12 protein-coding genes are annotated in these 18987 nt (G+C 66.9%); 7 read left to right on the top strand and 5 right to left on the bottom strand.

Features of this window, described 5'->3' with window-relative positions; translation table 11 throughout:
• The first annotated feature begins 1 nt into the window (after position 1).
• Positions 2-4138: a translocation/assembly module TamB domain-containing protein gene (locus BKK80_RS17205; RefSeq protein WP_071070305.1), complete on the top strand. Its 4137-nt coding sequence runs from the start codon at positions 2-4 to the stop codon at positions 4136-4138.
• Between the two features lie 55 nt (positions 4139-4193).
• Positions 4194-4745 carry an outer membrane protein assembly factor BamE domain-containing protein gene (gene bamE / locus BKK80_RS17200; protein ID WP_071070898.1) on the top strand — a complete coding sequence of 184 codons (552 nt, stop codon included), beginning with the start codon at positions 4194-4196 and terminating at the stop codon, positions 4743-4745.
• A gap of 212 nt (positions 4746-4957) precedes the next feature.
• Here the strand turns inward: bamE and metG are convergent, their stop codons facing one another.
• Together metG and BKK80_RS17190 are read right to left on the bottom strand one after the other, a co-directional pair.
• Positions 4958-7024, bottom strand: coding sequence for a methionine--tRNA ligase (gene metG, locus BKK80_RS17195; protein ID WP_071037955.1), 2067 nt, complete (start codon positions 7022-7024; stop codon positions 4958-4960).
• A gap of 310 nt (positions 7025-7334) precedes the next feature.
• Positions 7335-7973 carry a YiaD family glycine zipper/OmpA-like lipoprotein gene (locus tag BKK80_RS17190; RefSeq protein WP_071014981.1) on the bottom strand — a complete coding sequence of 213 codons (639 nt, stop codon included), beginning with the start codon at positions 7971-7973 and terminating at the stop codon, positions 7335-7337.
• Positions 7974-8296: 323 nt separating this feature from the next.
• On the opposite strand from BKK80_RS17190, the gene apbC reads away from it, so the two are divergent.
• The 5 genes from apbC (at position 8297) to BKK80_RS17165 (ending at position 14619) form a co-directional block, all read left to right on the top strand.
• On the top strand, positions 8297-9385 hold the full coding sequence (gene apbC, locus BKK80_RS17185; RefSeq protein ID WP_071014979.1) for an iron-sulfur cluster carrier protein ApbC: 1089 nt from the start codon (positions 8297-8299) through the stop codon (positions 9383-9385).
• A 126-nt stretch (positions 9386-9511) separates the two neighbouring features.
• Positions 9512-10042 (top strand): superoxide dismutase family protein, encoded by a 531-nt coding sequence (locus tag BKK80_RS17180; RefSeq protein ID WP_071014974.1) that lies wholly within the window; start codon positions 9512-9514, stop codon positions 10040-10042.
• Positions 10043-10198: 156 nt separating this feature from the next.
• Positions 10199-10765: a dCTP deaminase gene (dcd, locus tag BKK80_RS17175; RefSeq protein ID WP_071014972.1), complete on the top strand. Its 567-nt coding sequence runs from the start codon at positions 10199-10201 to the stop codon at positions 10763-10765.
• Between the two features lie 161 nt (positions 10766-10926).
• A complete protein-coding gene (locus tag BKK80_RS17170) occupies positions 10927-13188 on the top strand; it encodes an arginine/lysine/ornithine decarboxylase (protein ID WP_071014969.1) in 2262 nt (753 codons plus the stop codon).
• A 285-nt stretch (positions 13189-13473) separates the two neighbouring features.
• Complete coding sequence (locus BKK80_RS17165) at positions 13474-14619, top strand: IS481 family transposase (RefSeq protein ID WP_071037586.1); 1146 nt, start codon at positions 13474-13476, stop codon at positions 14617-14619.
• Between the two features lie 412 nt (positions 14620-15031).
• Here the strand turns inward: BKK80_RS17165 and BKK80_RS17160 are convergent, their stop codons facing one another.
• From BKK80_RS17160 to argH, 3 genes are all read right to left on the bottom strand, one after another.
• Entirely contained in the window at positions 15032-16762 is a 1731-nt protein-coding gene (locus BKK80_RS17160) for a TRAP transporter large permease (protein WP_071014967.1), read from the bottom strand.
• Positions 16759-17301, bottom strand: coding sequence for a TRAP transporter small permease subunit (locus BKK80_RS17155; protein WP_071014964.1), 543 nt, complete (start codon positions 17299-17301; stop codon positions 16759-16761). Before BKK80_RS17155 ends, BKK80_RS17160 begins: the two co-directional genes overlap by 4 nt.
• Positions 17302-17548: 247 nt before the next feature.
• Positions 17549-18961, bottom strand: a complete 1413-nt coding sequence (argH, locus tag BKK80_RS17150) for an argininosuccinate lyase (RefSeq protein ID WP_071014962.1) — start codon at positions 18959-18961, stop codon at positions 17549-17551.
• Between the last annotated feature and the right edge of the window lie 26 nt (positions 18962-18987).

Below are 18987 nucleotides of genomic sequence, written 5' to 3'. Positions count from 1 at the left end.
AATGAGCCGCCCCGACATGCCCCCGGTTCCCGCGCCCGGGCCCGATGCACCGCCGCCGCGCGCGGACGGCGCCTGGCGCCGGTTGCGGCGCGCGCTGGGCTGGAGCCTGGCCGGGCTGCTGGCGCTGGCGATCATGCTGGCCGGCCTGCTGGCGGCGGCGCTGCACAGCGAGGCCGGTACGCGCCAGCTGTGGGCGCTGGCCACGCGGCTGTCGGCCGGCATGCTGTCGGGCCGGCTGGAAGGCGGTACGCTCGCCAGCGGCCTGCGCCTGCGCCAGGTGGTGTTCGCCAGCGGGCAGACGCGCGTCGCGCTCGACAACCTGGACGGCCAATGGTCCTTTTCCTGGTCGCCGGCGCGGCTGCATGTGCAGTGGCTGAGCGTGGGCGCCGTCGACGTCCGCCTCGGCCCCTCCGAGCCGTCGAACAAGCCCCTCACGCTGCCGACCTCGCTGGCGCTGCCGCTGGCCGTCGATATCGACGCGCTGACGCTGCGGCGGCTGGCGCTGCACGAGGGCGGCCAGGTCTCCGCCGAGCCGATGGTGTTCTCGGACCTGTCGGCGTCGCTGCATACCGATGGCCTGCACCATCGCCTCGGTATCGACCGGCTCGTCACGCCGTATGGCAAGCTGGCCGCCGATGCGCAGCTCGGCGCGCAGGCACCGTTCCCGCTGAGTGCACGGGCCCTGCTCGAGGGGCGCTGGGAAAAAGAGGCCTATAACGTCACGGCCAGCGCGGGCGGTACGCTGGAGACCATCGATGCCAGCCTGCAGGCGAGCGGCGACCGCATGCGCGGCCGCGCCAGCGCCGGCCTGACGCTCTTCGGCAAGGTGCCGTTCAGCCATCTCGACGTGCAGGGCGAGCACATCAACCCCCGCCTGTTCAGCCCGTCGGCGCCGAGTGCCGACCTGTCGGTGCAGGCGGCGCTGAAACCGGTGCAGGAGCGCGCGGCGGAGCCGCCAGCCGTGGCTGCCTCGGCGGCGCGGCCGGGGGGCTCATCCGTCCCGGCTTCCGCTGTCACGGCCGGCCCGCCGGCGGGCGTGCCGCCGTCCCTGACCGTGGCAGGCGAGGTGACGATCCGCAACGGCCTGGCAGGCGCGCTCGATGCCGAGCGCCTGCCGGTGGAGTCGGTACAGGCCCGCGTGCGCCTGAGCAGCGCCGAGCAGGCCGTCAGCGACCTGCGCGTGGTGCTCGCGGGCCAGGGCCAGATCGTCGGTGGCGGATCCTTGCACGACGGCCGCGGCGGCTTCGACCTCGACGTGCGCCGGCTCGATCCGCGCGCCCTGCATGGGGCCCTGCAAAGCGCCAGGCTGTCCGGGCCGCTGGCCGTGCGGCTGGAGCCGGGCCGGCAGAGCGTGGCCCTCGATCTCGCCGACGGTCCGCTCAAGTTGTTTGCCGACGCCAGCCTGACCCAGGACAAGCTGACGCTGAGCACGCTGCGCGCCGGCGTCGGGCCCGGGCAGCTGACCGCCGAAGGTGAGCTCGGCCTGGCCGGCGAGCAGGCGTTCCGTTTCCAGGGGCGCCTGGCCAACTTCGATCCGGCGCGCCTGGCCAAGGTGGCGGCGGGCCGCATCAACGCCGAGTTCAGGGCCGCTGGCAGCCTGGCCGGCACCGTGCGTGCCGCCGTCGACTTCACCGTGCGCGACAGCGAATACGCGGGTTTGCCGATGCGCGGTGGCGGCAAGGTGCAGGTGGCCGGCGAGCGCCTGCTGCCCAGCAGCGCCACGCTCGAGATGGCCGGCAACCGCGCCGAACTGCGCGGCAGCTTCGGCGCGCGCGGCGACCGGCTCAAACTGGCCGTCGACGCGCCGCAGCTCGAGCGGCTGCGCTTCGGGCTGGCCGGCGCGCTCAAGCTGGACGCCGACATTGCCGGCACGCTGAAGCGTCCCGAGATCGACGCCAGCTACCAGGCGCGCGCACTGGTCTTCGGTCCGCGCCGGCTGGCCAGCGCTGCAGGCGAGGCACACCTGCGGCCGGGCGCCGGCGGTACCCTCGACGGACCGCTCTCCTTCAAGCTTGCCGCACGCGACTTCCACGGGCCCGAGGCGACGCTGCACACCATCGACGCCAGTCTCGACGGCACCCAGGCCAGCCACCGCTTCGCGCTCAACAGCACCGGCGCTGTCAACGGGCGGGCGCTCGACGCCACGCTGGCCGGGCACGGCGCCTGGCAGGGCGACAAGGGCTGGCGCGGCACCATCGACCGGCTCGAGGAGCGCGGCACGATCAGCCTGCGGCTGCTGGCGCCGGCCCCGCTGGCGGTGGCCGACCAGCATATTGCGCTCGGCAGCACGCGTCTTCAGGTCCAGCGCGCCACGGTGGCGATCGAGTCGTTCGACTGGGACCACGGCCGGCTCCGCAGCCAGGGGCGGCTGGACGGCGTGCAGATCGGTCATGTGCTGGACCTGGCCGAGGCCTTCAGCGGCGACAAGCTGCCGCTGCGTTCCGACCTGGTGATCGACGGCCGCTGGAACGTGGTGCTGGCCGAAAACGCCACCGGCTTCGCCGAGCTGAGCCGGCGCAGCGGCGACCTGTCGGTCAGCGCGGGGCGCGGCTTCACCACGCTCGAGCTCGGGCAGACCGCGCTGCGCGCGGAATTCGAAGGCCGCCGGCTGGCACTGCGCGGCGGCATCGTCTCAGGGCGCGTCGGCAAGCTGTCGGTCGATGCCTCGGCCGGCCTGCTGCAGGAGCAGGGCCTGGCGACCATCGGCCCCGCCTCGAAGCTGGCAGGCCAGGTGGCGCTGGAGGTGCCCCGCCTCAAGGCAATCGAGGCGCTGGCCGGACCGCAGTACGCATTCGAGGGCCGTGCCGACGCCAGGATGCGCCTGGCCGGCAGCGTGGCTGCGCCACTGCTGACCGGCGAGCTCAACGGCGACGGCCTGGGCGTGACGCTGTACGACCTGGGCATCCGCCTGACCGATGGCAAGGTGCGGATCGCCCTGGACCAGAACTCGGTCGAGCTGCGCCAGGTGGAATTCCACGGTGGCGACGGCAAGCTGACGGCCAGCGGCAGCGTCCAGCTGGGCGATGCCAACCCCAACCTGCGCGGCAGGATCGTCGCCGACAAGTTGGAGCTGTTCTCCAGCCCGGAGCGTACGCTGATCGTGTCGGGCGACGCGGCCATCCTGAACGAGAACCGGCAGATCGTGATCCGCGGCAAGTTCAAGGTCGACCGTGGCCTCTTCGACCTGCCTAAGGCCGGTGCTCCCGAACTGGGCGACGACGTGGTGGTGGTGCGCCGCAAGGACCAGCGCGCGCTGCGTACCGCTGCCACGCCGCCGCCGGAAAGCCGGCCGGCCAGCCGCTTCAGTCCGCTCGTCGAGCTGACGCTGGACCTGGGCAACGATTTCCGCTTCCGCGGCGGCGGCGCCGACCTGCGCCTGACCGGGCAACTCGAGGTCAAGAGCGCGCCGCTGACGCCGCTGCGCGCCAACGGCACCATCCGCGTCGCCGAAGGCACCTACGAGGCGTTCGGGCGCAGGCTGGAAATCGACCGCGGCATCGTCAATTTCAACGGGCCGATCGACAACCCCAACCTCAATATCCGCGCGATGCGGCGCAACCAGGAGGTCTCGGCCGGTGTGGAGGTGACCGGTACCGTACGGCTGCCGCGCGTGCAACTGGTCTCCGAGCCTGATGTGCCGCAGGAGGACAAGCTGTCGTGGCTGATGTTCGGCTACGGCGCGGACAGCGCCAGCGCCGGGCAGCAGAGCCAGCTCAGCGGTGGCGCGCTCGGCGGGGCCGCGCTCGGCATGATCGGTGGGCGCGTGGGCAAGAACATCGTGCAGCATTTCGGCTTCGACGAGTTTTCCATCGGCCCGAGCACGGCCGGCCTGAACGACCAGCAGGTGGTCAGCATCGGCAGGTCCGTGACGGAGAAGATCTCGGTCGGCTACGAACAGAGCCTGACTTCGGCCAGCAACGTGGTCAAGCTGACCTGGGCCCTGTCGCGGCGCTGGTCGCTGATTGCCCGCGGAGGGTCCATCAACGGCCTGTCCGTCTTGTTCAACCGCCGCTTCGACCGTTGGTCCGACCTGTTCCTGGGTCGTTCCAATCGACGCGGCACCAGGGAGAGCCAGCAGAATGAAGCAACGGAAAGCGACGGCGAGCCTGCCGCCGGTGCCAGCGCGCCGGCATCCTGACGCCATCCCGCATGCCAATACCCGCCACCGCGCGTCGGCCCGACACCTTGCCGCCATGGGACTGATCTCCTCGCTCCTCGCCTTGTTCGGCTGCGACCAGCAGAAGGTCGACCAGGCCATGAAGCAGGCCGGCGACAAGGCGCGCGCGGCCTGGAACACCATCAAGCCGGACAGCCAGCTGTTCCAGGGCATCCAGCCCGGTGTCTCGACCGAGGCCGAGCTGCGCGAGCAGGCGGGCCGCCCGGACATCGTCTGGGAGGAAGAGGACGGCAGCCGGCGGCTCGAGTATCCGCGCGGGCCGGAGGGCGCCACCACCTGGATGGTCAGCGTCGGCGCCGACGGCAAGGTGGCGAAGATCGAGCAGGTACTGACCGCCGAGAACTTCGCGCGCGTGCGTCCTGGCATGAGCCGCGATGCGGTGCGGCGCCTGTTGGGCAAGCCGACCAAGGTCGAGGCCTTCGCGCTGAAGAAGGAAGAGGTGTGGGGTTATCGCTGGTGGGAGCAGCCGCAGGAGAAGGCTTTTTTCAATGTGCACTTCGACCAGGGGAGCGGGATGGTGACGACGACTTCGCGGAGTGATGATCCGGCTAGGGTGCAGGGAGGGTAGGGGGGGCTGGGGGCTGGACTGGGCCGCATCGGTCTGCGTGACAACAACCGTTTCGACTCCCCCCTGCGGGGGAGCCGAAACAGGCCGTTGTCTCGCACACCAAAGCCGCTCAAAACAAGTCCAGCAGCCCCGAACGCCGAACGCCCAGAAACAAAAATGCCGATCGGCATCACCCGACCGGCATCGCACGATGGCGCGCGACCCCCCCGCGCTCAACCGATCCTCATCCCCGGCACCGCCCCCGAATGCGGCTCCAGGATGTAAAGGCCAGGCGCCTTCTTCTCGTCGGCCGCCGAGGCTGCCAGCACCATGCCTTCGGACACGCCGAACTTCATCTTGCGCGGCGCCAGGTTGGCGACCACCACGGTCAGCTTGCCGACCAGCTGCTCGGGCGTGTAGGCCGACTGGATGCCCGAGAAGACGTTGCGGGTGCGGCCTTCGCCCAGGTCCAGCGTGAGCTGCAGCAGCTTGTTCGAGCCTTCCACTTTCTCGCACTGGACGATCTTTGCCACGCGCAGGTCGATCTTGGCGAAGTCGTCGATGGTGATGGTGTCGGCGATCGGCTCGATGGCGGGCGTGTCGGCGGCGGCCTGGGGCGCGGCGGCAGCCTGCAGCGAGTCGCGGTTGGCCGCCAGCAGGGCCTCGACCTGCTTGGCGTCGACGCGCGTCATCAGGTGGGCGTAGGGCTGCACCGGGCGCGCGGCCGACAGTTGCTGGTCGACGGCGCGCCAGTCGAGCGCTTCGATGTTGAGGAAGCGCTCGACGCCGGCCGCCATTTGCGGCACCACCGGCTTCAGGAAGATGGTCAGCAGGCGGAAGGCTTCCAGCGAGACCGAGCAGGCCGCGTGCAGCGCCGCGCGCTTGCTCTCGTCCTTGGCCAGTTCCCACGGCTTCTGCGTGTCGACGAAGGCATTGACCGCGTCGGTCAGCTCCATCACCAGGCGCACCGCCTTGCTGTACTCGCGGTGCTCGTAGAAATGGGCGACCTGGGCCGCGGCCTGGCGCAGCTGGGCCAGCAGCGGGTGGGCCAGGGCGGCCTCGTCGACCACGCCGTCGAAGCGCTTGACCAGGAAACCGGCCGCGCGGCTGGCGATGTTGACGTACTTGCCGATCAGGTCGCTGTTGACGCGGGCGATGAAGTCCTCGAGGTTCAGGTCGAGGTCTTCCATGCTGGCGTTGAGCTTGGCGGCGAAGTAATAGCGCAGCCATTCCGGGTTCATGCCGGTGTCGATATAGCTCTGCGCGGTGATGAAGGTGCCGCGCGACTTGCTCATCTTGGCGCCGTCGACAGTCAGGAAGCCGTGGGCGAAGACGTTGGTCGGCGTGCGGTGGCCCGAGAAGCGCAGCATGGCCGGCCAGAACAGCGTGTGGAAATAGAGGATGTCCTTACCGATGAAGTGGTACTGCTCGGTGGTGGAGTGCGGGCCGACCCAGGCGTCGAAATCCAGGCCCTTCTTTTCGGCCAGGTTCTTGAAGCTGGCGTAGTAGCCGATCGGAGCATCCAGCCAGACGTAGAAATACTTGCCGGGGGCGCCGGGGATCTCGAAGCCGAAGTAGGGCGCGTCGCGCGAGATGTCCCAGTCCGACAGGGTCGAGGCCTCGCCTTCGGCGCCCAGCCACTCCTGCATCTTGTTGGCGGCCTCGGGCTGCGCCAGGTCGGCCACCCACTCGCGCAGGAAGGTTTCGCAGCGCGGGTCGGACAGCTTGAAGAAGTAGTGGGTGGAGCTCTTGCGCACCGGAGTGGCGCCCGATACCACGGAGTACGGGTTCTTCAGGTCGGTCGGCGCATAGGTGGTGCCGCAGACCTCGCAGGAGTCGCCGTACTGGTCCTTGGCGCCGCACTTCGGGCATTCGCCCTTGATGAAGCGGTCCGGCAGGAACATGTTCTTGACCGGGTCGTAGAACTGCTCGACCTCGCGCTCGGCGATCAGGTCCTGGGCCTTCAAGGCCAGGTAGATCTGCTCCGAGAGCTGCTTGTTCTCATCGGAGTCGGTGCTGTAGTAGTTGTCGAACGAAACCAGGAAACTGTCGAAATCGCGCTTGTGCTCGGCCCACACGCGGTCGATCAGCTGTTTCGGGGTGATGCCTTCCTTCTCGGCCCGCAGCATCACCGGGGTGCCGTGGGTGTCGTCGGCGCCGACGTAGTAGACCTCGTTGCCCATCATGCGCTGGAAGCGCACCCAGACGTCGGTCTGGATGTACTCCACCAGGTGGCCGATATGGATCTGGCCGTTGGCGTATGGCAGGGCAGATGTGACGAGGATACGACGTGCTGTCATGGGAAAGAGCCGGTGAGGAGCGGGAATCGAGGTCGGCGCGCCAGTGCCGCCGGCGGTGGGCGGCCTGGCACCTTGGACCGGCTATTCTAGCAAGCGCCAAGAACCGGGGGTGCGGCGCCGGCCCCACCATCGGCCACTCGATTGCACATGATGAAATGTTGCAGGCCGCGTGGGCAAAAAAAAGCGCCGGTCAAGACCGGCGCAGCTTTCCACAACGGAAAAGGAGGAGAAATCAGGCACCGCCCGGGAGGTCAGCCACCCATCGCGAGCCAGCAACGGTGGCAAGCGGTACCTGTTTTCTATGACTCCCTTATCCTTGAATTGGTTTCAAAAAAATTTCGACCCGTCGATTCTGGGCGCGTCCGGCCTCGGTGGCGTTGTCCGCGACGGGCTGGGTCTGGCCCCGTCCCTCGGCTGCCAGGCGGGCCCGCGGGATGCCGCGGTCACCCAGGTAGCCGGCCACGCTCTGGGCCCGGCGCTGCGACAGTTGCAGGTTGTAGTTCGGGTTGCCGGTGCTATCGGTATGGCCGACCACCGTGGCGGCGACGTCCGGGTGCTGCGACAGGGTCTGGGCGACTTTGTCCAGCACCGAGCGGAAGCTCGGCTTGATGGCGGAGCTGTCGGTGTCGAAGGTGACCTGGCTGGGAATGTTGACCTTCAGCGAGCCGTCCGGCTGTTCCGTGATCTGCGTGCCCGTGCCTGCCGTATCCTGGTCCAGCTTGCCGCGGATCGCGTTCCAGTTGTAGCCGACCGCGCCGCCTGCCGCCGCGCCTACTGCCGCGCCGACCAGCGCGCCGGTGCGGTTGCCGCCGATCAGGCTGCCCAGGCCGGCGCCGACCGCCGCGCCCACGCCGCTGCCCACGGCGGTGTGCGTGCCTTGTTCGGTGGCGCAGCCGGCTGCCAGCACGGCGACAGCCGCGAGCGAGACGACGTGGATCTTAAAGTTCATGTTCTCTCCTTCTGATTGTTTCCCGTGAAAAAGCCGATGGATGCGGCGGTTTGCCAACATTGCCATCCTAGCCCAAACCTGTGCGCCGGCCGTATCCGAATGCGGTGGCCGTGGCGCCGGGCGAGCCGGACCGCACATCCCCCAGGCCGAACTACAATAGGGAGATGGCTGTGTCGGCACAAGCCTAAGCCTGTGACAGTTGTAAGTGTCTGTAATTCCCTGGTGCCGCCGGGGTTGATCGCCCGGTGCGCGGCGTGCCAGGAAGGCGCGCGGAGACTTTGATACAGTACGCGCCTTTCCCCATTTCCGAAGCGGAGATTGCCTTGAGCCTCACCCTCGACCAGGTTACCGAAGTCCTGCGCAGCGTCATCGACCCCAATACGGGCAAGGATCTGGTGTCGACGCGAGCGGTCCGCAATGTGCGGGTCGACGGCGCCGACGTGTCGCTCGAGGTCGAGCTGGGCTACCCGGGCAAGAGCCAGATGGAACCGATCCGGCAGATGGTGCTTGCTGCGCTGCGGCAAATTCCCGGCCTGGGCAATGCCAGCGTGGCGGTGACGATGAAGATCGTCGCCCACACCGTGCAGCGCGGGGTCAAGCTGCTGCCGGGCGTCAAGAACGTGATCGCGGTGGCCTCGGGCAAGGGCGGAGTGGGCAAGTCGACCACGGCCGTCAACCTGGCACTGGCGCTGGCAGCCGAGGGCGCGCGCGTGGGCATGCTGGATGCCGACATCTACGGGCCCAGCCTGCCGATGATGCTGGGCATCGATGGCCGTCCGCAATCGACCGACGGCCAGACCATGGAGCCGCTGGAGGGCCACGGCCTGCAGGCGAACTCGATCGGTTTCCTGATCGAGCAGGACAATCCGATGGTGTGGCGCGGCCCGATGGTGACCTCGGCGCTCGAGCAACTGCTGCGCCAGACCAACTGGCATGACCTCGACTACCTGATCGTCGACATGCCGCCGGGTACCGGCGACATCCAGCTGACGCTGTCGCAGAAGGTGCCGGTCACCGGCGCGGTGATCGTCACCACGCCGCAGGACATCGCCCTGCTCGATGCCAAGAAAGGCCTGAAGATGTTCGAGAAGGTCGGCATCCCGATCCTCGGCATCGTCGAGAACATGGCGGTCTACTGCTGCCCGAACTGCGGCCACGTCGAGCACATCTTCGGCCAGGGCGGCGGCGAGCGCATGTGCGCCGAGTACGGCGTCGAGCTGCTCGGCAGCCTGCCGCTGAACCTGTCCATCCGCGAGCAGGCCGATTCCGGCCGGCCCACCGTGGTGGCCGATCCCGACGGCCAGGTGGCCGGCATCTATCGTGCGATCGCGCGCAAGGTGGCGATCAAGGTCGCCGACAAGGCGCGCGACATGAGCAGTAAGTTTCCCAGCATCGTGGTGCAGAACACCTGATTCCGCCGCTGTCCGGCCGTGCCGTTTTTTCCGCGGCCGGCCAAGGCGGGGGGATTCCCGCGTTACAATTCGGCTGCTCGATCACCGCATCATTTCCCGCTCCATTTCTGCGCAAGGAGGCGACGCATGACCCGTGTATTCTTCGGCCTGGCCATGGCAGGCGCCGCGGCGGCACTGGCCGCCTGCAGCACCGGCAATCTGATCGGACCCTCCACCGCAGCGGCGACGCTGGCGGCGAAAAGCGGTACCCAGACCGGGGGTACGGTCACCTTTACCCAACAAGGCGACATGGTGATGGTCAAGGCCGTGGTGACAGGCCTGGCACCCGGCAGCGAGCACGGCTTCCACGTGCACGAGAAGGGCGACTGCTCGGCGCCCGATGCCATGAGCGCGGGCGGCCATTTCAATCCGGAAGGCCGTCCGCACGGCTCGACCGCCTCGCCGGACCACCACGCCGGCGACATCCCCAACCTGAAGGCCGATGCCAACGGCACCGCGCGCGCGGAATTCATGCTGCACGGCATGTCGGTCGGGACCGGCAAGGACGGTGTCATCGGGCGCGCGGTGGTGGTGCACAAGGATCCGGACGACTACAAGTCGCAGCCCGCCGGCAATTCCGGCGCGCGCATCGCCTGCGGCGTGATCGCGGCCTCCTGAGGCCGGCGCAGCCTGGCCGGGTGGTGCCCGGCAACCGGGCCGGCCGGGCGCCGGAACCCGCGCGGAGCGCGCACCGATTGGTTGTACAATGCGCCCCATCGCCGGCCCGCCGCCCTTGCGCGGCGCTGCCTCCCACCCGCAGATCGCCCACCTTCGATGAGCATCAAATCCGACAAATGGATCCGCCGCATGGCGGAGCAGCACGGCATGATCGAGCCGTTCGAGCCCGGCCAGGTCCGTGAGGCCGACGGGCGCAAGATCGTCTCCTACGGCACCTCGAGCTACGGCTACGACATCCGCTGTGCCGACGAATTCAAGATCTTCACCAATATCAACAGCACCATCGTCGATCCCAAGAACTTTGACGAGAAATCCTTCGTCGATTTCAAGGGCGACGTCTGCATCATCCCGCCGAACTCGTTCGCGCTGGCGCGCACCATGGAGTATTTCCGCATCCCGCGCAGCGTGCTGACGATCTGCCTGGGCAAGAGCACCTACGCGCGCTGCGGCATCATCGTCAACGTGACGCCGTTCGAGCCCGAGTGGGAAGGCTATGTGACCCTGGAGTTCTCCAACACGACGCCGCTGCCGGCCAAGATCTATGCCGGCGAAGGCTGTGCCCAGGTGCTGTTCTTCGAGAGCGACGAGGTCTGCGAGACCTCCTACCGAGACCGTGGCGGCAAGTATCAGGGCCAGCACGGTGTCACACTGCCGAAAACCTGATCGCATACAATGCCGGCGCTCATGCCGGCGGTGCCGGTCCGGGAGATCCCCGGGCAGCCGGCGCGACCTGACTCAGGAGCCACATGCAGCCGCTGGCGGGAACCACCCCGCGGCCATGTGGCTCAAGTCCTTTGTGCTTTACGTCTAGCAAGGATGCCCCGATGAAATTCCGCTTTCCCGTCATCATCATCGACGAAGACTTCCGCTCCGAGAACATCTCCGGCTCGGGCATCCGGGCGCTGGCCCAGGCCATCGAGGCGGAAGGCATGGAGGTCATGGGGCTGACCAGCTACGGCGACCTGACTTCCTTCGCCCAGCAGTCGAGCCGCGCCTCGACCTTCATCGTCTCGATCGACGATGACGAGTTCGTCAGCGAGGACGACCGTCCCGAAGCGGATGCCATCGAGAAGCTGCGTGCCTTCGTCAGCGAAGTGCGCCGCCGCAACACCGACCTGCCGATCTTCCTGTATGGCGAGACCCGCACCTCCCGCCATATCCCCAACGATATCCTGCGCGAACTGCACGGCTTCATCCACATGTTCGAGGACACGCCGGAATTCGTCGCGCGCCACATCATCCGCGAGGCCAAGGTCTACCTCGACTCGCTGGCGCCGCCGTTCTTCAAGGCGCTGATCGACTATGCGCAGGACAGCTCCTATTCCTGGCACTGCCCCGGCCACTCCGGCGGCGTGGCCTTCCTGAAGAGCCCGGTCGGCCAGGTCTTCCACCAGTTCTTCGGCGAGAACATGCTGCGCGCCGACGTCTGCAATGCGGTGGACGAACTCGGCCAGCTGCTCGACCACACCGGCCCGGTGGCGGCTTCGGAGCGCAATGCCGCGCGCATCTTCAATTCCGACCACATGTTCTTCGTCACCAACGGCACCTCGACCTCGAACAAGATGGTCTGGCACGCCAATGTGGCGCCCGGCGACATCGTGGTGGTGGACCGCAACTGCCACAAGTCCATCCTGCACGCCATCATGATGACCGGCGCGATCCCGGTCTTCCTGATGCCCACGCGCAACCACTACGGCATCATCGGCCCGATTCCGAAGAGCGAGTTCGACCCGGAGACGATCCGCCGGAAGATCGCCGCGCACCCGTTCGCCAGCAAGGCCAAGAACCAGAAGCCGCGCATCCTGACCATCACCCAGGGCACCTACGACGGCGTGCTGTACAACGCCGAGCAGATCAAGCAGATGCTGGCCACGGAGATCGACACGCTGCACTTCGACGAGGCCTGGCTGCCGCACGCCGCTTTCCACGATTTCTACCGCGACATGCACGCGATCGGCCGTGATCGCCCGCGCAGCCAGGACGCGCTGGTATTCGCCACGCAGTCCACGCACAAGCTGCTGGCCGGCCTGTCGCAGGCCTCGCAGATCCTCGTGCAGGATTCCGAGACGCGCAAGCTGGACCGCCATCGCTTCAACGAGGCGTACCTGATGCACACCTCGACCAGCCCGCAGTACTCGATCATCGCCTCCTGCGACGTGGCCGCGGCGATGATGGAAGCGCCCGGCGGCACCGCGCTGGTGGAGGAAAGCATCCAGGAAGCGCTGGACTTCCGCCGCGCCATGCGCAAGGTCGAAGGCGACTATGTCGCCGGCAAGAACGGCGACTGGTGGTTCAAGGTGTGGGGCCCGGACGCGCTGATCGAAGATGGTATCGGCGACCGCGAAGAGTGGATGCTGCAGGCCAATGATCGCTGGCACGGCTTCGGCGACCTCGCCGACGGCTTCAATCTGCTGGACCCGATCAAGGCCACCCTCATCACCCCGGGCCTGGACGTGGACGGCGAGTTCAGTGAGCGCGGCATCCCCGCGGCCATCGTCACCAAGTACCTGGCCGAGCACGGCATCATCATCGAGAAGACGGGACTGTATTCCTTCTTCATCATGTTCACCATCGGCATCACCAAGGGCCGCTGGAACTCGCTGGTGACCGAGTTGCAGCAGTTCAAGGACGACTACGACCAGAACCAGCCGCTGTGGCGCGTGCTGCCGGAGTTCGTCGGCAAGCATCCGCAGTACGAGCGCATGGGCCTGCGCGACCTGTGCGATGCCATCCACAGTGTCTACAAGGCCAATGACGTGGCCCGCGTGACCACCGAGATGTACCTGTCGGACATGGAGCCGGCGATGAAGCCGTCGGACGCATGGGCCATGATGGCGCATCGCGAGATCGAGCGTGTGCCGGTCGACGAGCTGGAAGGCCGCGTCACTGCCATCCTGCTGACGCCGTATCCGCCGGGCATTCCGCTGCTGATCCCGGGTGAGCGTTTCAACCGCACGATCGTGCAGTACCTGCAGTTCGCGCGAGAATTCAATAAGCTGTTCCCTGGCTTTGAGACCGATATCCACGGGTTGGTGGAAGAAGTGGTCGATGGGCAGAAGGCTTATTTCGTTGACTGCGTGAAGTAAGACGGTCGTTTGCCTGTTTGCTGCAGGCGGCGGGCGTGATGGTATTGACCGGAGGGTGCCACTCAGTTCGGGCTGGGTGGCATTTTTCTTTTCTGGGGCTGGCGCTTGGTGCGGGCTAGCGCGTTTGTGTGGGCGGCTTTGGTGTGCGAGACAACAGCCTGTTTCGACTCCCCTGCGGGGAGCCGACCTACTTTCTTTGTCTCGCTGTATAGACCGGGGACATGGTGGACAGGTGTGCGAGGACATGGTTGACACTTCACGGCAGAGTTTCTGCCGGAGTCCGTCATGCCCTGGAGCCCACGCGACACCATGAGCCTGCGCCACGAATTCGTCCTGCTCGCCCAGCAAGAGGGCTGCAATCGCCGCCAGCTATGCCAACGCTACGGCATCTCCCCGCAGACCGGCTATAAGTGGATTGCTCGGTACACCGAACAGGAGATGGCTGGTTTGGTCGAGCGGTCGCGCCGGCCCGCGACCAGTCCGACCCGAACGGCGGAGGAACTGGAGCGGTTGGTCGTCGCCCTGCGCCTGCAGCACCCGGCTTGGGGCGGACGCAAGATCAGCCGGCGGCTTCAGGATCTGGGCCACACACCGGTGCCGGCTCCGAGCACCGTGACGTCCATCCTGCATCGACATGGCCTGATCTCACCCGAAGCCTCGGTCAAGGCCCAGCCCTGGCAACGCTTTGAACATGCGGCGCCCAATCAGCTGTGGCAAATGGATTTCAAGGGCGGCTTTCGCACGCACGATGGCCAGATGTGCTCACCATTGACGGTACTGGACGATCATTCCCGCTTCGCCGTCACGCTGGCCGCCTGTACGCAGACCCACACCGCTGTGGTCCAGGAGCACCTGGCCCAGGCCTTTCGCCACTTCGGACTGCCTTGGCGTATCAACGCCGACAATGGGGCGCCGTGGGGCAGTCCTTCACAACCGGGGCAGCTCACCGGCCTGGGGGTCTGGCTCATCCGGCTGGGCGTGCGCCTGACCCATAGCCGTCCGGCCCATCCTCAAACCAATGGCAAGGACGAACGCTTTCACCGCACCCTCAAAGCCGAAGTGATCAATGCCCGTGGCTTTGCCTCCAGCCTGCAAGCCCAGCATGCGTTTGATGCCTGGCGCGATATCTACAACTTGCAGCGCCCACACGAGGCACTCGGCCTGGCGACGCCGGTGACACGCTATCAGCCCAGTCCTCGCTCCTATCCGGAGGTGCTACCGGAGATCGAATACGGCCCTGACGATCTGGTGGTGAAGATCAAATGGGACGGACAACTGCGCTTTCGCGGGCAAACCTTCAAAGTGTCCAATGCCCTACGAGATTTCCCGGTCGCCTTGCGCCCACAACCCAACCACGATGGACGATTCGATCTGTATTTCGTCGATCACTGCTTCGGCTACATCGATTTGAACGACCACCAGGCGGCTTAATATGTGTCAACCATGTCCTCGCACAGGTGTCACCTATGTCCCCGGTCTATACAGCAAGACCAAGAAAGTAGGTCGGCTCCCCGCAGGGGAGTCGAAACAGGCTTTTGCCTCGCACACCGACATCGCCCCAACCAAAGCACCAAGTCACGAGAGCCGAAACAGGCCGTTCCCTCGCAGACCGACATCGCTCGAACTCATGCCGCAAGCACCGAGCCACGATGGTTGGCCGGCTCCCCGCAGGGGGAGCCGAAACAGGCCGTTGCCCCGCAGACCAAAGCCGCCCACACAAACGCGCAAGCCCGCAGTAAGCACCACCCCCAAAAAGAAAAATGCCGCCCAGTCCAAACCGGGCGGCATTTTCCTCAACAGCTCAAATCCCCGGCATCGCCGCAACCCGGCGACACCCGCACCGTCATTTCTTCTTCTCGAAATCGAACTGCGGCGCAGCCGGTTCCTCCTGCGTCGGCGCCGCAGGTAACTCGAGCGAGCCCGGTGCAGACGCCGCCCCCGAGCCGCCGCCCTTGTCCGCGTCATTGCCCAACGGAATACTGACCTCCGCCGAATTGCTATGGTGCAGCGAACCCTTGTCGAGCAGGCCCGTCACCATGCCGGGCCAGAACATCACCAGCAGCACCATCACCAGCTGCAGCACCACCCAGGGCAGGGCGCCCCAGTAGATGTCCGAACTCTTGACCTCCTTGGGGGCGATGCCGCGCAGGTAGAACAGCGCGAAGCCGAACGGCGGATGCATGAAGGACGTCTGCATGTTCACGCACAGCATCACGCCGAACCACACCAGCGCGGCGGTGGCCGCTGCTTCCGGGTTGCCGCCCATCGAGTCGGCTACCACCGGTGCCAGCACCTTGACCGCTACCGGCGCCAGCATCGGGACCACGATGAAGGCGATCTCGAAGAAGTCGAGGAAGAAGGCCAGGAAGAAGATGAACAGGTTGACGACGATCAGGAAGCCGATCCAGCCGCCGGGCAGCGAGCTGAACAGGTGCTCGACCCAGGCGCCCCCGTCGACGCCCTGGAACACCACCGAGAAGCAGGTGGAGCCGATCAGGATGAAGACCACCATGGCGGTGATGCGGGAGGTCGACTGGTAGGCCTCGACGATCAGTCCGCGCAGTTCGCTCAGCTGGCCCGCACGCAGCAGCAGCCAGACGATCACCAGGTAGACCAGCGCCAGCGGGATGCGGAAGGCGTGCGAGCCGAAGGCGACGATGCCGGCGATCACGGTGATGCCGGTCGCGGCCAGGCCGAGGCGATAGATGTTGCGGTCGATGCGGTTGAAGCCCTTGTCGCGGAGCACGGCCAGCACCAGGGCGCCGACCGCGCCCATGGCACCCGACTCGGTCGGGGTGGCGATGCCCAGCATGATGGTGCCCAGCACCAGGAAGATCAGCACGGCGCAGGGAATGATGCCGCGCAGGCACTTCTTCCACAGGGCCCAGCCTTGCAGCGTGCGCGCCTCGGGCGGGACCGGCGGCAGCCAGTCGGGCTTGATGCGGGCCAGCACGAAGGTGTAGAGGGCGAACAGCGCGATCTGCACCACCGAGGGGCCCCAGGCGCCCAGGTACATGCTGCCCACGTCGGCGCTGCCGGCGGGGGTCTTGAGCTGGTCGGCCAGCACCACCAGCACCAGCGACGGCGGCACCAGCTGGGTGATGGTGCCCGAGGCCGCCAGCACGCCGGTGGCGTACTTCATGTTGTAGCGGTAGCGCATCATCACCGGCAGCGAGATCATCGCCATGGCGATCACCTGCGCGGCCACCGTGCCGGTGATCGCGCCCAGGATGAAGCCGACGATGATCACGGAGTAGCCCAGGCCGCCGCGCACGGGGCCGAACAGCTGGCCCATCGAGTCCAGCATGTCCTCGGCCAGCCCGCACTTCTCCAGGATGGCTCCCATGAAGGTGAAGAAGGGAATGGCCAGCAGCAGTTCGTTGGCCAGCACGCTGCCGAACACCCGGCTCGGCACTGCCTGCAGGAAGCTGACGGGAAAATAGCCCCATTCGATGGCGAGGAAGCCGAAGGCCAGGCCCACCGCCGACAGCGAAAATGCCACCGGGAAGCCGATGAGCATGAATACCACCAGGCCGCCGAACATCAGCGGCGGCATATACTCGACGGGAATCATTGCACCGGCCTCTCGTATTTCGATTCGATGCGCACCAGGCCCTTGAGGGCGGCGACGCGCTTGATCAGCTCGGACACGCCCTGCAGCGCAAGCAGGGCGAAGCCGACGGGCACCACCAGCTTGATCGGGTAGCGCGGCAGGCCGCCGGAATTGCCCGATTGCTCGAGGATGCGCCACGAGGGCAGGAACAGCGATTCCCAGGAAAGCCAGGCGAAGAGGACGCAGGACGGCAGCAGGAAGACCAGGATGCCGAAGATGTCGATCCAGTGCTGGGCGCGCTCCGAAACGTTGCCGTAGATCAGGTCCACGCGTACGTGTTCATTGCGCTGGAAGGTATAGGCGGCACCGAACATCACGGCCACGGCGAACATATACCACTGCAGCTCGAGCGGCCAGTTGTCACTGAGGTTGAAGCCGTAGCGCAGCAGGGCGTTGCCGGCGCTTACCAGGCACGACAGCAGGATCATGATGTTTGCAAGCCTGCCCGTGTGCTGGTTTAACCTGTCGATCTGTCGTGACAGACCAAGCAAGTATTGCATGGGTTGTCTCCCCGGGGTTTTTTTGCGCCGATTAGTTTATCTGTAACAAAATCTATCGGCGCTTGGGGCTAATACCTACCGCAATGCGCAAGAATTGCGCGCAAGAAAAAAGCCGCCGGGCGATTGCCTCGGCGGCTTTTTTCTTGCAGACAACTTATGTGAAACCTACGCGGGCCGGCTGCATTGCCCCCGCCATCCAGCCCGCGGGCCGGGGCGGCATGGCCGGGCCCGGCCCGGCCGCGCGGCCTTACTGCAGGGCGGCGCGCGCCGCGGCGATGGCCGCGCGCACCTGGGCGGGGGCGGTGCCGCCGATGTGGTCGCGCGCGGCGACCGAGCCTTCCAGCGTCAGCACGGCGTGCACGTCGTCGCCGATCAGCGCGGCCTTGTCGCCCAGGCCGGAGACTTCGCGCAGCTCGGCCACGCTCAGGTCGGCCAGGTCGCAGCCGCGCCCGTCGCAGGCGCGCACCGCGTGCGCCACGGCTTCGTGGGCATCGCGGAAGGGCAGGCCGCGCTTGACCAGGTAGTCGGCCAGGTCGGTGGCGGTGGCGTAGCCTTGCAGCGCGGCGGCGCGCATGGCTTCGGGCTTGACCGTGATGCCAGGCACCATGTCGGCGAAGATGCGCAGCGTATCGACCACGGTGTCGACCGTGTCGAACAGCGGCTCCTTGTCTTCCTGGTTGTCCTTGTTGTAGGCCAGCGGCTGACCCTTCATCAGGGTCAGCAGGCCGATCAGGTGGCCGTTGACGCGGCCGGTCTTGCCGCGCGCCAGCTCGGGCACGTCCGGGTTCTTCTTCTGCGGCATGATCGAGCTGCCGGTGCAGAAGCGGTCGGCGATGTCGATGAAGCCGACGCGCGGGCTCATCCACAGCACCAGTTCCTCCGAGAAGCGCGACACGTGGGTCATCACCAGCGCGGCGGCGGCGCAGAACTCGATGGCGAAGTCGCGATCCGAGACGGCGTCCAGCGAGTTGCGGCACACGCCCTCGAAGCCGAGCTGCTGCGCGACGAACTCGCGGTCGATCGGGTAGCTGGTGCCGGCCAGCGCGGCCGCGCCCAGCGGCAGGCGATTGACGCGACGGCGGCAGTCGGCCATGCGCTCGGCGTCGCGCGTGAACATTTCCACGTAGGCCAGCAGGTGGTGGCCGAATGTCACGGGCTGGGCCACCTGCAGATGGGTGAAGCCCGGCAGGATGGTATCGGCGTTCTTCTCGGCCAGGTCCAGCAGCGCGCCGCGCAGCGCGCCCAGCAGGCCGATGATGGTGTCGATCTCGCTGCGCAGCCACAGGCGGATATCGGTCGCCACCTGGTCGTTGCGCGAGCGGCCGGTGTGCAGGCGCTTGCCGGCGTCGCCGACCAGTGCGGTCAGGCGTGCCTCGATGTTCAGGTGCACGTCCTCCAGGTCCAGCTTCCACTCGAAGCTGCCCGCCTCGATCTCGCCGCGGATCTGCGTCATGCCGCGCTCGATGGCGGCGCGGTCCGCCTCGGCGATGATCCCCTGCCTGGCCAGCATGGCCGCGTGCGCGAGCGAGCCCTGGATGTCGAACAGCGCCAGGCGCTTGTCGAAGAACACCGAGGCGGTGTAGCGCTTCACCAGGTCGGACATCGGTTCGGAGAAGCGGGCGGACCAGGCTTCGCCTTTCTTGGCAAGTTGGGAGGTCATGGGCGGTCGGTGCGGAATGTCGCCGC

Origin of the sequence: Cupriavidus malaysiensis, from assembly GCF_001854325.1 — a bacterium.
GTDB classification, from domain to species: domain Bacteria; phylum Pseudomonadota; class Gammaproteobacteria; order Burkholderiales; family Burkholderiaceae; genus Cupriavidus; species Cupriavidus malaysiensis.
Note: the sequence above shows the minus strand (reverse complement) of the source record. Positions and strands in the feature narration are given on the sequence as shown.